General features: G+C 46.5%; 12 protein-coding genes. 3 read left to right on the top strand and 9 right to left on the bottom strand.

Annotated elements, in window-relative coordinates:
* Positions 1–6 precede the first annotated feature (6 nt).
* The 3 genes from ICN11_RS02310 to ICN11_RS02300 all read left to right on the top strand — a co-directional run bounded on the left by ICN11_RS02310 (position 7) and on the right by ICN11_RS02300 (position 3,724).
* Positions 7–654 carry a response regulator transcription factor gene (locus tag ICN11_RS02310; RefSeq protein WP_216228967.1) on the top strand — a complete coding sequence of 216 codons (648 nt, stop codon included), beginning with the start codon at positions 7–9 and terminating at the stop codon, positions 652–654.
* A gap of 8 nt (positions 655–662) precedes the next feature.
* Complete coding sequence (gene folD / locus ICN11_RS02305) at positions 663–1,523, top strand: bifunctional methylenetetrahydrofolate dehydrogenase/methenyltetrahydrofolate cyclohydrolase FolD (RefSeq protein ID WP_216228966.1); 861 nt, start codon at positions 663–665, stop codon at positions 1,521–1,523.
* 68 nt (positions 1,524–1,591) lie between these two features.
* Positions 1,592–3,724: a M3 family metallopeptidase gene (locus ICN11_RS02300; protein ID WP_216228965.1), complete on the top strand. Its 2,133-nt coding sequence runs from the start codon at positions 1,592–1,594 to the stop codon at positions 3,722–3,724.
* Positions 3,725–3,733: 9 nt separating this feature from the next.
* Here the strand turns inward: ICN11_RS02300 and xth are convergent, their stop codons facing one another.
* From xth to ICN11_RS02255, 9 genes are all read right to left on the bottom strand, one after another.
* The gene (gene xth, locus ICN11_RS02295) at positions 3,734–4,579 is read right to left on the bottom strand and encodes an exodeoxyribonuclease III (RefSeq protein ID WP_216228964.1); all 846 of its coding nucleotides are present in this window, start codon (positions 4,577–4,579) and stop codon (positions 3,734–3,736) included.
* Complete coding sequence (gene ntrC, locus ICN11_RS02290; protein ID WP_216228963.1) at positions 4,572–6,023, bottom strand: nitrogen regulation protein NR(I); 1,452 nt, start codon at positions 6,021–6,023, stop codon at positions 4,572–4,574. Before ntrC ends, xth begins: the two co-directional genes overlap by 8 nt.
* Positions 6,020–7,156 carry a nitrogen regulation protein NR(II) gene (glnL, locus tag ICN11_RS02285; RefSeq protein ID WP_216228962.1) on the bottom strand — a complete coding sequence of 379 codons (1,137 nt, stop codon included), beginning with the start codon at positions 7,154–7,156 and terminating at the stop codon, positions 6,020–6,022. Before glnL ends, ntrC begins: the two co-directional genes overlap by 4 nt.
* 11 nt (positions 7,157–7,167) lie before the next feature.
* Positions 7,168–8,583, bottom strand: coding sequence for a type I glutamate--ammonia ligase (gene glnA, locus ICN11_RS02280; RefSeq protein ID WP_216228961.1), 1,416 nt, complete (start codon positions 8,581–8,583; stop codon positions 7,168–7,170).
* Between the two features lie 197 nt (positions 8,584–8,780).
* The gene (locus ICN11_RS02275) at positions 8,781–9,644 is read right to left on the bottom strand and encodes a molybdopterin-binding protein (RefSeq protein WP_216228960.1); all 864 of its coding nucleotides are present in this window, start codon (positions 9,642–9,644) and stop codon (positions 8,781–8,783) included.
* Entirely contained in the window at positions 9,637–10,506 is an 870-nt protein-coding gene (locus ICN11_RS02270) for an EI24 domain-containing protein (RefSeq protein ID WP_216228959.1), read from the bottom strand. Before ICN11_RS02270 ends, ICN11_RS02275 begins: the two co-directional genes overlap by 8 nt.
* Before the next feature lie 35 nt (positions 10,507–10,541).
* Entirely contained in the window at positions 10,542–11,519 is a 978-nt protein-coding gene (locus ICN11_RS02265; protein WP_216228958.1) for a sterol desaturase family protein, read from the bottom strand.
* Positions 11,520–11,534: 15 nt separating this feature from the next.
* Complete coding sequence (locus ICN11_RS02260; protein ID WP_216228957.1) at positions 11,535–12,305, bottom strand: polysaccharide deacetylase family protein; 771 nt, start codon at positions 12,303–12,305, stop codon at positions 11,535–11,537.
* Between the two features lie 8 nt (positions 12,306–12,313).
* Entirely contained in the window at positions 12,314–13,342 is a 1,029-nt protein-coding gene (locus tag ICN11_RS02255) for a cytochrome D1 domain-containing protein (RefSeq protein ID WP_216229178.1), read from the bottom strand.
* Positions 13,343–13,363 lie beyond the last annotated feature (21 nt).

The raw sequence follows: 13,363 nt of genomic DNA, 5'->3' as shown, positions 1-13,363 counted from the left end.
GCCAATATGAACATAAGTGCCGCCACCAAACCCAATCAAGCTGAAGTGGTTTATGTTGTGGATGACGACGAAGCAGTCCGTGATTCCCTCACCTGGTTGCTAGAAAGCAATGGTTATGTTGTTCGCTGTCATGCAAGTGCCGAGCGATTTTTGCAGTCACTACAAAGCACGGATAAATCGACGATCTCTTGCGCTATCTTAGATGTCCGCATGTCAGGCATGTCTGGTCTTGAATTACAAGAACGTTTGATTAGTGAAAATCTACCAATGCCAGTTGCATTCATCACAGGTCATGGTGATGTCTCAATGGCAGTGTCAACCATGAAACGTGGCGCAGTCGATTTCATTGAAAAACCTTTTAAAGAAAATGATCTCTGTGGTTTAGTAGATCGCATGCTTGCTAAAGCACGGATCGATTACTCACAAGCAAGCCAACGCAAGATTACCCAAAGCCTGTTGAGCAAATTAACTGGCCGCGAGCGCCAAGTTCTCGAGCGCATTGTTGCAGGTCGTTTGAATAAGCAGATTGCAGATGATCTTGGTATCTCTATCAAAACGGTTGAAGCACACCGCGCCAACATTATGGAAAAGCTCAACGTGAATACCGTTGCAGACTTGCTCCGCTTAGCGCTCTCAGACCCACAACCCAATTAATCCCCCCTATGCCTGCACAGCTACTCGACGGTGTCGCCCTATCTAAAAAATTACGCACTGAGATTGCAGCGCGTGGAGCCATCGTCACCGCCAAAGGTGTCAGACCCGGTTTAGCAGTAATTGTTGTTGGTGAAAATCCTGCTAGTCAGGTTTATGTCAGAAACAAAGTGAAAGCCTGTGAAGATGTTGGTTTTCATTCTGTACTCGAGCGCTATTCGGCCGAGTTAGGTGAAGAAGAGTTACTTGCTCGTATTGCCACACTCAATGCTGACCCCGCTATTCATGGAATCTTGGTTCAACTCCCTCTTCCTGAACATATTGCGGCTGAGCGTGTTCTAGAGACAATTGCTCCAGAAAAAGATGTGGATGGCTTTCACGTAGCTAACGCTGGCGCCTTAATGGTTGGTCAGCCTGAATTCAAACCCTGCACGCCGTATGGCTGCATGAAGATACTGGAGAGTATTGAATACCCGATTCGCGGCGCGCGCGCAGTGATCGTAGGTGCATCGAATATTGTTGGTAAACCGATGGCAATGCTCTTGTTGCAAGCAGGCGCTACTGTGACGATTTGCAATAGCAAGACTCGTGACTTAGCCCACCATACTAAAGATGCGGATATCTTGGTGGTCGCCACCGGCAAACCCAAAATGATCACCGGTGATATGGTGAAGAATGGTGCCGTTGTAATCGATGTGGGCATTAATCGCATGCCTGATGGCAAGCTCTGCGGCGACGTGGATTTTGATGCAGCTCAATATGTCGCTGGCTGGATTACCCCTGTACCAGGCGGTGTAGGCCCAATGACCATCACGATGCTGCTCATGAACACTCTAGAAGCAGCAGAGAAAGCAGCTAAGCCGTCTAACTAGCCCTTTCTATCTTGGCGGCTATTGATGTCTAAATAGCAAAAGTTGGCATCGTCCATTAAGCTATAGGGATGACTACATCAATACCTTTAAAGCCTTCTGCTGAACTCCAAAAGAATCCACTCATTTCATTTGGGAGAGGTATTTGCACCTACTCTGAAGTAAAACCCTCAGACATTGAGCCTGCAATTGATTTCCTGCTGGCGCAAGCAGAAAAAGCGGTAGCTCATGCAGTCGATCCAAGAACTCCAGCAAGTTGGGATGACTTACTTGAACCGCTTGAAGATGCAACTGAAGCGCTCAGTAGATCATGGGGGGTAATTTCTCACTTGAATAGTGTGGCAGACACCCCAGAACTTAGGGCAGCCTACGGTGAGATGATGCCCAAGGTAACTGCATTTTTTTCTAACCTGGGTCAAAATCTAGCGCTGTATCAAAAGTTCAAAGAACTAAGTCAAAGCTCTGGTTACGCAAAGCTATCTACAGCCCAGAAAAAAGTAATAGAAAACTCATTAAGAGATTTTCGTCTTGGCGGTGCAGAGCTAGCTGATTCACAAAAGCCCCGCTTCGCCGCGATTCAGGATGAGCAAGCATTGCTAGGCAAAGCATTCTCTGATCATGTTTTGGATGCAACGGATAGCTTTGTGCATGTCATTACAGATGAGGCAGACTTGAAGGGCTTGCCAGAAGACGCCATCGCTGCGGCCGCCGATCTTGCCCAACAGAAGAAGCTTCAAGGCTGGGCATTTTCGTTGCATTTCCCATCCTATTATCCAGTGATGCAGTACTCCGAGAGCCGGTCACTGCGCCGCCTAATGTATGAAGCCTATGTAACGCGAGCTTCTGAATTGGCTCCCGAGTACGCTCAAGGAAAAATGGATTGGGATAACACGCAGAATATGCTCGAGCAGCTGAAACTGCGTGATGAAGAAGCGGTCATGCTGGGATTTAAAAATTACGCAGCCTTGAGTCTGGCACCAAAGATGGCAAATGATGTTGAGGAAGTCGATGCTTTCCTGACCAACTTTGCACAGAAAGCAAAACCCTTTGCTCTTAAAGACTGGCAAGAGCTTTCTGCATTCGCCAAATCTGAACTCGCTATTGTCGATGGATTAGAGCCATGGGATATTGCTTTTGCATCAGAAAGATTAAAGCATGAGCGTTATGCATTTTCTGAAAATGAGCTGAAGCAATATTTCCCCTTACCTAAAGTATTGGAAGGCTTATTTGGCGTCATTCAAACTTTGTTTGGCGTGAAAATTGAGAGTTCTGATCTTCCAACATGGCATGCAGACGTTCAATCTTTCTCGGTTAAAAATTCTGAAGACCAAATAGTTGCATACTTTTACTTAGACCCCTACGCTAGACCTGGCAAGCGCGGTGGCGCCTGGATGGATGATGCGCGTGGTCGTCGAGTACTACCAAGTGGTGAAATTCAAGTACCGGTAGCATATTTAGTCTGTAATTTTGCACCGCCAGTAAAAGTAGATGGGGTGTTGCGGCAACCAACTATCACTCATGATGATGTCATCACCCTCTTCCATGAAAGCGGCCATGGTTTGCATCACCTCTTAACGCAAGTAAGCGCCTTAGGCGTATCCGGCATTAATGGTGTGGAATGGGATGCTGTCGAATTGCCAAGTCAGTTTATGGAAAATTTTTGCTGGGAATGGGAAGTCTTGGAAAAGATGACTGCTCATGCTGAAACTGGCAAGGCACTTCCTAAGGAACTATTCAACAAAATGCTCGCTGCAAAGAATTTCCAAAATGGTTCTATGACCCTGCGCCAAGTCGTGATGTCATTAACCGATTGGCGCCTGCACTCGAGCCTTGATCCCAAGAATGCTCAGGGACAAGCCGTGCTGAACCTCTCCCGGAGTATTGCAGATCAGTTCAATGTCATACCTCAGCCAACCCTCTCCCGCTGGATCAATACCTTTAGCCATATTTTTGCAGGTGGCTACGCTGCAGGTTATTACAGCTATAAATGGGCTGAAGTACTTTCGGCCGACGTTTATGCCGCCTTTGAAGAGTCGGCCAAGCTAACGGGCAGCATCCTCGATATTGAGACCGGCAAGCGCTATCGGACCGAAATTCTAGAGGTAGGTGGTAGCCGCCCCGCTGCTGAGTCCTTTAAAGCATTTAGAGGTCGGGAGCCAAGCATTGATGCACTACTTCGCCACGGTGGTCTAGTAACTCAGTAATTGGGCGATCTAGGCTTTGATTTCAGCGATCACTGGAGTGTGATCTGAAGGCTGCTCCCAAGTGCGGGGCTCTTTGTCAATGACACTCGCGCTGCATTTTTCCTTAAGCGCGTCACTCAGCAGAACGTGATCAATCCGCATGCCGGCGTTTCTTCTGAAGCCCATCATGCGGTAATCCCACCAGCTAAAGGATTTAGGCGCCTGCTCGAACATTCGGAATGAATCTGTGAAGCCCAAATCGAGGAGCTTCTGAAAAGCTTCTCGCTCTGGTGGGGATACAAGATTCTGGCCAATCCACTTAGACGGATCATGCACATCATCATCGGTAGGTGCAATATTAAAGTCGCCTAAGAGCGCTAAACGGGTATTTTGAGTTAACTCTTCTTTTAACCAATCTTCAAGCGCTGCAAGCCATCCCAACTTGTATTGGAATTTATCGCTATCGGGCGATTGTCCATTGGGAAAATATGCCGACACCAGACGAATCGGCTGCATGCCCTTGAAGCAAACGGTAGCAGCCAAGATGCGCTGTTGTTCATCCGCATTTCCGGGAATATTTCTAATAGGCTTTAAGAAAGTAGTTTCATGATCTGTAGCAATCGGCGCTAATGCCGCTTTGCGAACAATGATGGCGACACCGTTATAGGTCTTTTGTCCGGCAGCAATGCTGATGTACCCTGCCTCCTCTAGTTCTTTGTGCGGATACTTATCATCAGTCAATTTGAGTTCTTGAAGGCAAAGAGCGTCAATTGGCTTCTTCGCTTTTTCTTGATCCTGTAACCACTTGAGTACGTGAGGTAAACGAACCTTTAGTGAGTTGACATTCCAGGCTGCTATTCGAATCGAATCAGCCATCAATGCCGAGCTCCTGCAATTTACGGGTGATCGTATTGCGGCCAATACCAAGGCGCTGGGCTGCCTCAACTCGCCTTCCACGAGTGACCTCTAGGGCTGCTTGCAGCACTGCTTTTTCAAACTTAGAGCAGAGAACGTCATACACTTCCGCGTCGCCGTCTTGAAGCATTTTGACTGCCAGTCGCCCTAAACCACCCTCCCAATCTACCGAAGCGCCTCTAACGGCAACTGGAGTCGAGGGGCTAGATTCGCCCTGCAACAAAACAGGTTGCTCACTAGCTTCCGCCAAAATGTCAGCCGGTAAATCACTTACCCCAATCACATTAGATGGGGTCATTACGGTTAACCAATGGCAGAGGTTTTCTAATTGGCGCACGTTACCTGGAAATGGCATAACGCTGATTTCTTTTAAAACATCATCCGATAGTTTTTTAGACTCTACGCCTAAAGACTTAGCGCAAGACAACATAAAGTGGCGTGCTAGAACTGGAATATCCTCAGCACGCTCGCGCAAGGCTGGCATCCGCAAACGAATCACATTTAAGCGATGCAGTAAATCTTCACGGAAAGCACCAGCAGCAACACGGGCTTCTAAATTTTGGTGAGTTGAAGCAATGATGCGCACATTTGCTTTGATAGGATCCTGCCCACCAACGCGATAAAAGTGACCGTCGGTTAATGCACGCAATAAGCGAGTTTGCAGATCAAATGGAATATCCCCGATCTCATCTAGGAATAAAGTGCCGCCATCAGCCTGCTCAAAACGTCCGCGACGCAAAGTTAATGCTCCAGGAAAAGCCCCACGCTCATGACCGAATAACTCTGACTCCAGTAAATCCTTAGGCACTGCCGCAGTACTAAAAGCCACAAATGGGCCCTTAGCGCGAGGACTGTGTTTATGTAATGCTTGGGCAACCAACTCTTTACCAGTGCCAGATTCACCGGTAATTAAGACTGTTGAATGAGACTGAGCCAAGCGACCAATGGCACGGAAAACTTCCTGCATTGCGGGAGCTTGGCCAATAATTTCAGTGGAGTCTTGTCTCCAGCCATTCATCTCTTTGTTACCTGATTGATTGCGCTCGCTCTGCTCCATAGCACGACGAATAAGCTCTACAGCCTTATCAATATCAAATGGCTTAGTGAGATATTCAAATGCTCCACCTTGGAATGATGAAACTGCCGAATCTAAATCTGAGTATGCCGTCATGATAATGACCGGCAACATCGGATAACTTTCTTTTACGTTTTGCAGAAGATCTAAACCATTACCACGTGGCATCCGAATATCAGAAATCAATACTTGCGGAACATCCTTCTCCAGCGCATCGAGCACATCATTCGGATTGGAGAAACTCTTATGGGGAATATTCTCACGAGTCAGCGCCTTCTCTAAGACCCAACGAATAGATTGATCATCATCCACGATCCAAACGGGTTTCATAATGCTTTCTCCTGCCTACGGTAAGGAATTTGAATATGGAAATCAGTCCGTCCAGGACGGCTGTCACAAGCAATAAAGCCTTGGTGCTGCTGCACAAAAGTTTGAGCCAGCGTAAGCCCAAGACCGCTGCCGCCATCTCTGCCAGAAACTAGAGGGAAGAAAATACGCTCGCGTATATCTTCTGGAATACCAGGTCCGTTATCAATGACATGCAAGTCCATCGCCATTTTGTAGCGTTGCTTCGAAATGGTTACAGAGCGAGCCACCCTCGTTTTCAATTCAATTTGAGCAATGCCCTGCTGTATTTCTTCTGACAGGGCTTGAGCAGCATTGTGGGCAATATTTAAGACTGCCTGAATCAACTGCTCACGATCACCGAGCACCTCAGGCAGGCTGGTGTCGTAGTTCCGAATAATTCTCAAACCTTTTGGAAACTCCGCCAAGACCAAGCTACGTACGCGCTCCAATGCCTCATGGACATTAAAGGATTCCATAGCGTGCGCCTTACGATGTGGGGCGAGTAATCTATCCACCAAGTTCTGTAGACGATCTGATTCTTTAATAATGACTTGGGTGTATTCACGCAAGCCTTTTTCTGGAAGTTCAAACTCCAGTAATTGAGCAGCACCTCGAATGCCACCCAAAGGATTCTTAATTTCATGCGCTAAGTTGCGCATTAACTGCTTATTAGCTTCAACTTGCTGAGTGACGCGTTCGTCGCGCTCACTTCGTAACTGCTGATCAATCGGAAACCATTCCATCATGATCAGAGTTGGATCTTCAAGACTAGCCACGACTACGTGCGCAGGAATCGACTCTTGATGAATACTACCTGGTAATGAATGCAACACCATCTCTTGACGCTGAGCGGACACATGCCCAAGCTTCACCTCTTCGATCATGTGCTTAATAGACTGGTTATCGCCAAACAAGTTGTGCACAGATTGCCCCTCAAGAGATTTACGCGAAAGATCCAGTGCAGACTCTGCAGCTGGGTTCACGTAAACCAATTGTTGGTTCTCAGCCTCAAATACCACGATGGCATTGGGCATCTGATCAAGCAATGTCGGAAAAAAAGGAGCAGCCGAAGCTGCCCCTTTGAACGAATTGCGCAACAGACCTGCGCTCAACATTTCTCCTTCGCTTACAGGGAGTAGTACATATCGAATTCGATAGGATGAGTAGTCATACGGAAACGTGTGACATCTTCCATCTTCAAAGCGATATATGCGTCGATCATAGAGTCTGTAAAGACACCGCCACGAGTCAAGAACTCACGGTCTTTGTTCAAAGCTTCTAATGCTTCTTCCAAGCTTGCACAAACGGTTGGGATCTTTGCATCCTCTTCTGGCGGCAAGTCATACAAGTTTTTGTCAGCAGCTTCACCTGGGTGAATCTTGTTCTGAACACCATCCAAGCCTGCCATCATCAATGCTGCGAAGCAGAGGTATGGGTTAGCCAATGGATCAGGGAAACGAGTTTCAATACGACGACCCTTAGGACTTGAAACGTGTGGAATACGAATCGAAGCAGAACGGTTACGTGCTGAGTAAGCCAACTTCACTGGAGCCTCAAAGCCTGGAACCAGACGCTTGTATGAGTTTGTACCTGGGTTAGTAATCGCATTCAATGCTTTAGCGTGCTTGATGATGCCGCCGATGTAGAACAATGCGAACTCTGACAAGCCTGCGTAGCCGTTACCAGCAAACAAGTTCTCGCCGTTTTTCCAAATAGATTGGTGAACGTGCATACCAGAACCGTTGTCGCCAACGATAGGCTTAGGCATAAACGTAGCTGTCTTACCGTATGCGTGCGCAACGTTTTGAATTACATACTTCTGCCAGATAGTCCAGTCAGCACGCTCAACTAAAGTACTAAAGCGAGTACCCAATTCGTTTTGGCCTTGGCCAGCAACTTCATGGTGATGTACTTCGACAGGAATGCCTAAAGATTCGAGGATCAAACACATTTCAGAGCGCATGTCTTGGAATGTATCTACTGGAGCAACTGGGAAGTAGCCGCCTTTTTTGCCTGGACGGTGACCAGTATTACCACCTTCGATTTCAGCAGCTGAAGACCATGGAGCCTCTTCAGAATCTACCTTAACGAAACAACCCTGCATGTCAGCACCCCAACGGACGCCGTCAAAAATAAAGAATTCTGGCTCTGGACCAAAGTAAGCGGTATCGCCTAGGCCAGTGCTTTTCAAATAAGACTCAGCACGCTTCGCAATCGAACGTGGGTCACGGTCGTAACCTTTGCCATCTGAAGGCTCGATCACATCACATGTGATTACCAATGTTGGCTCTTCATAGAATGGGTCGATGTAGCAAGCTGTTGGATCAGGCATCAACAACATGTCAGAAGCTTCAATACCCTTCCAACCAGCAATAGATGAACCGTCAAATGCATGACCGCTCTCAAATTTGTCTTCGTCAAAATGGGAAATAGGTACTGTTGTGTGTTGCTCTTTACCCTTTGTATCTACAAAGCGGAAATCAACGAAAGTACATTCTTTCTCTTTAACTAACTTCATCACATCAGCGACGGTCTTCGTCATGCAAATCTCCTCTATTAACTAAATTCGGAATACAAACCTAAGGTGTACACCCTTGTTTATTCCAGGCATCAAATATGCCCTTGGGATGTATCTAATTTACTGAAGCAAACAAACGGGAACAGTCATTATTGCACTAATTAAGTGCTGAAATACCCCTCAAAACCTTAAAAAATACCCAATTTGCACCAAACTAGTGCTTACTCGGGTTTAGAAATATCATGAATTTCATAACCCAGAGCTTCGGTACCTGTGCGTAAAGCAATCCAGGCACTATCGAGCAAGTTTGCATTGCCTTTAATGCCCAACTCAATATGGCGTTCAGCATAAACACCGCCCTTAGAGGCATCGCCAACCGATGGAAGACTGAAGACCTTCACGCCTGGGAATGTAGCTTCTATACGCTCCATTAAAGGCGTTAAGGTTGACTCGATACCCTTAGGGACGATAAAGCTCCGCTCTGCCCAGTTTTCACGATGAAAGAGGTTTTGATAATGGGTATCTAGACACCAAGCCATCATCGGCGCAGCCATTACCGGGAACCCAGGGACAAAATAGTGCTCACGAATACAGAAGCCAGGAATCTGGTTGTAGGGATTGGGGATGATGTCACTACCAATCGGGAACTCACCCATCTTGAAACGGTGTTGATTTTCGGAAGTGTTGAGATCCGCCTTTATTGGATCCCCTTCCGCCATAGATTGAATACGCCCAGCAATCAATTCTTGTGCAGTTGGATGCAGTTCAGTTTTGGTGCCCAGAGCCAAAGCAGCGCACTGCCGAGTATGGTCATCCGGAGTAGCGCCAATACCACCAGTACTGAATACGACATCACCACTTGCAAAGCTATCTTTCAGGGTTGCGGTAATTTGCGCAGGATCATCAGCAACATACTTCGCCCAAGATAGACTCAAGCCGCGTTCATTCAAGAGCTCAATCAATTTACTTAAGTGTTTATCTTGGCGACGGCCTGACAGAATCTCATCACCAATCACAATTAATCCAAAGCGACGCGCCTTAACCTCGGGCGCATCAATGCTGACCTGTTTTGATGCCTCAACCATGGTACGGGAGCTCCATATCAATTACACGTGCTTCAATATTTAAAGATTGATCCAACTCATTTCTACGCAACTCTTTTAATGCCTCAAGTAAATAGTGCGTGAACCACAACGCAGCGAATACAAAGATCAAAGAGTAAATCCAAAGAGCTACAAAACTCACAACAGGAAACAACACCAAAGCCAATGCTGAGGTTGCCCAGAAAAAAGTGGGTACAGCGCCAAGCATTCCCGAAACAATTCCCATGGCTAACAGTGGCCAACGGTGTTGGTGCAATAAGGTATCGCGCTCTTGAGAATTGGCATGCTGAGCCAGCACATCATAAGACATTAAACGCATGGTTAACCAGCCCCAGAGTAATGGCGGCAAAACAGCTACCAATGGTGGAATCCACCATACCGGCAGAGTCAACATCACCAATGCCAAGCAGATCAGGGCAGACCAGATCGTGTAAACAAAACTACCAAACAAGCCACCACCCTTTTTTCGTTCAATATCTTTATAGGCATGTTGCCTAGTAACTACTTTGACAATCGTTGGTACGGTAGTGAATGCGATGAACACCAATAAACTGATCGAGATTAATGGGATGAGCAGCATGACAAAAAAGAGTGGCGCAATCCAGGCACGTGCGTTCTCAAATCCAGCCCAAATCAAGCCATCCTGAATCCAACTAGTAAAGATGGATGTTGTTAGAAAGATGCTGAGCATTTCTAATGCCGGAGTCCAAGTTAGCCAAATTAAGCACCCCCATAAGACAGAGACAATCAAAAATGGGCGCAGGCTTAACCACAGCATTCTAGGATGCATCGTGCCAACTAAAGCTAAGCCAAACGACTTAAATACCTGCTGCATGCTATCCATAGATTTCCATTGCTAGCGAGTGGACTGCTGTTTATTTACTTCGTCTTAGGAAAAATTTCACGCACAGAATGCAGCAGACCTTGCCACTGCTGCTGCAACACATTATGTGAAATAGTCAAATCCCGGACTCCAGTGGGATGAACTTCCTTTGGGAAGATCGCGGTATTGAAGATCATGTCCCACCACGGAAACAAGACACCAAAATTGCAACCGCCCAAAACACCTGGTTTACCTTTGACCTCGTGGCCATAACCTACCGCATGATGCATCCGGTGATACATCGGCGATACCAATAGGTATTTAAAGGCACCAAGATGAATTTTCAGATTGGCATGCTGCCAACTCTGAATAAACTGACTTAATACCACCAGCAAAATAAACTGGCTCGGAGATACCCCAAAAAGTAATGCAAAGAAAGCAAATACGACTGCATGCAAGATGCTATCGAGAATATGGTTTCGGTCATCCGACCATGCTGTCATAACAGTTTGACTGTGATGCAGGGCATGCAATTGCCACCACCAATTGAAAGTATGTGAAGCCCGGTGATATAGATACTCAACTAGGTCTAGCAATACAAAGTAAATACAAAAGCTAACTAAGGGGATAGAAGTTACTGGTGGCCACCATGACTCTACATTGAGCCTGCCAAATCGGAAGTCATGTAGGACAGAGTCGATCTGAAAGAAAAACCCCGATAAGGCGAGAAAGATCAAGCCGTGAAAAATGCCCAGTCGATGAAACAAAGTGTAAAAAATATCTGCCTTAGAACTTGTGGCAAAACGCTCCTGCCTCTCTGCCGGAGAAAATGTTTCCCAAGTACGCAAGATGACAGCAATTAGCAAGATCTGAATGCAGCCAAACAAAAACCAATCGATACCATCAAAGACATCTTCTGCCATAGACATCAGGTCGAATTGATACAGAATGGGTCCCGCTACATTAGCGAACAAGAATTCTTGCGTGCTAGCGTAGGCGGACGAGATGGCGGCTAGTAGAGGATTGGAATCCATATATCCAATTGTGACTTATTTATCCTGTTTTGGCAGGGTTGCAAAACAGAAGCCACGAGCCTTCAAATTGACAATCAGTTGCTCTAAGACGGCTGGCGCCCAGGGATCCTTACGCGACCAAATACCCAGATGGGCCATGGTGATATCACCATCTTGCAGCTGACTACTAGCCTTATCCAGAAGCATCTGATTGGGGTGGGTCTGTGAGCTCAGTTCATCACCCAGAAAACCAGCTGGACTCCAGCCGAAATGCTGGTAACCACATTGACCACCCATCCTAATGGAACGAGGCGAAGTCTTACCGCCAGGTGCGCGCCAAATTTTCTGAATATTCTTACCAGTTAGCTCTTTGAATCGCTCATCTACACGCCTGATTTCTCGGCAATAACTTGCTTCGTTATACAGACTCATCACTCCGGCTTTGGAGCCAAACTGTGGCTTTGCAAAGATCTCTCCGCTGGGGCCATCTTTGACAAAGTACAGATGGTCATAAGTATGGCTGCCGAAATGATGACCTTCGCGAACACGATCCTGCCAAAAAGATTTCCATGAATCATCTAGAGAAAAATCACCGCGACTGGTTTTTTCATTGGCCAGAAAAAAAGTGGCTTTGATTTTTTGGCGATTTAATATGTCTGCAACTGTCTGAGCAACAGACATATTGCCGGTATCAAAGGTGAGGTAAATCGTTTTTTTACAATGTGACTCTTGCGCAAACCCAAGCGATGTAAAAAACGCTAAGACCAGTAGTGCTGCAAGTCTGGTAAATAAGGCTTTGAGAAGCATTACCTAAGTTATTCCCAACCGGCACGTGGGGCGAAGAAAACCCCATGCGGGGATTTACCAACCGGAATCACAGTCACCAGCTTCATGGATGGGATATCAATCACCCCTGCCTTTTTGGAGAAACGAAATGTGACCCACATCGTTTTTCCATCAGGCGTAATTTCCATATCATCCGGGCCTGCAGGCAAACCAGTAATATCACCCACCTTTTCCAAGGTCTGCATATTGATTAGGCTAATGGTTGACGCAATACGGTTACTGACGAACACATGCTTTTTATCGCCCAAGGGACGGAAGTTATGAGCGCCCTTCCCGGTCAAGATTCTTTTAACTTCTTTGCGATTCTTCCAATCAATTACCTGGACATTATCTTCGCCAGTAATGCCAACCAATAGATATTGGTCTCCAGGAGTCATCCAAACGCCAGCAGGCACCTTACCTGTCGTCATTTTCCAAAGCACAGTCTGACTATCTAAATCAATTGCTGCTAATTCATTGGAATCTTGTAGGGTAATAAATGCAATCTTGCTATCCGCTGTAAATGCAACGTGACTTGGTGTCTTGCCTAACTTAATCGACTTGGCCAACTTCAGGTCTGCGCCTTGAGCGTGATAGACATCCACTCTATCCAAACGATTGCCGTTTGAAACAAACCATTTATGGTTCGGTGAATAGCCGATTTGGTAAGGGTCAATGATGTCAGGAATCTTGCCTGTCAACTCACCAGTAGTGGGGTTCATTAAGACAACATCATTACCTGCAGCATTTGCAATCAGTAGCGTCTTTTGATCTGGAGTCATCATTAAGTGATGGGGCTCTTTACCAACCGACACAGTCTTAATGACTTTGCGACTCGACATATCGATCAAGCTCACCGTTGCTTCCCCAGAGTTCAATACAACTGCTAACTTGGGCTCGCCTTTGGAGTCAGCTGCTGCTGGAGCTTGTGCAAAGGCGGCATTCTGAAACCCAATCAGGGCAAATGCAGTCAAGGCTGAAATAGTGCCAAATTTGGCTTTTCTGAGATAAGTATGCATAGCTCTCATTGTAAGCAATTG

Origin of the sequence: Polynucleobacter sp. 78F-HAINBA (assembly GCF_018882325.1) — a bacterium.
In the GTDB taxonomy this organism is placed as follows: Bacteria; Pseudomonadota; Gammaproteobacteria; order Burkholderiales; family Burkholderiaceae; genus Polynucleobacter.
This window is presented reverse-complemented; position numbering and strand designations above follow the sequence as displayed.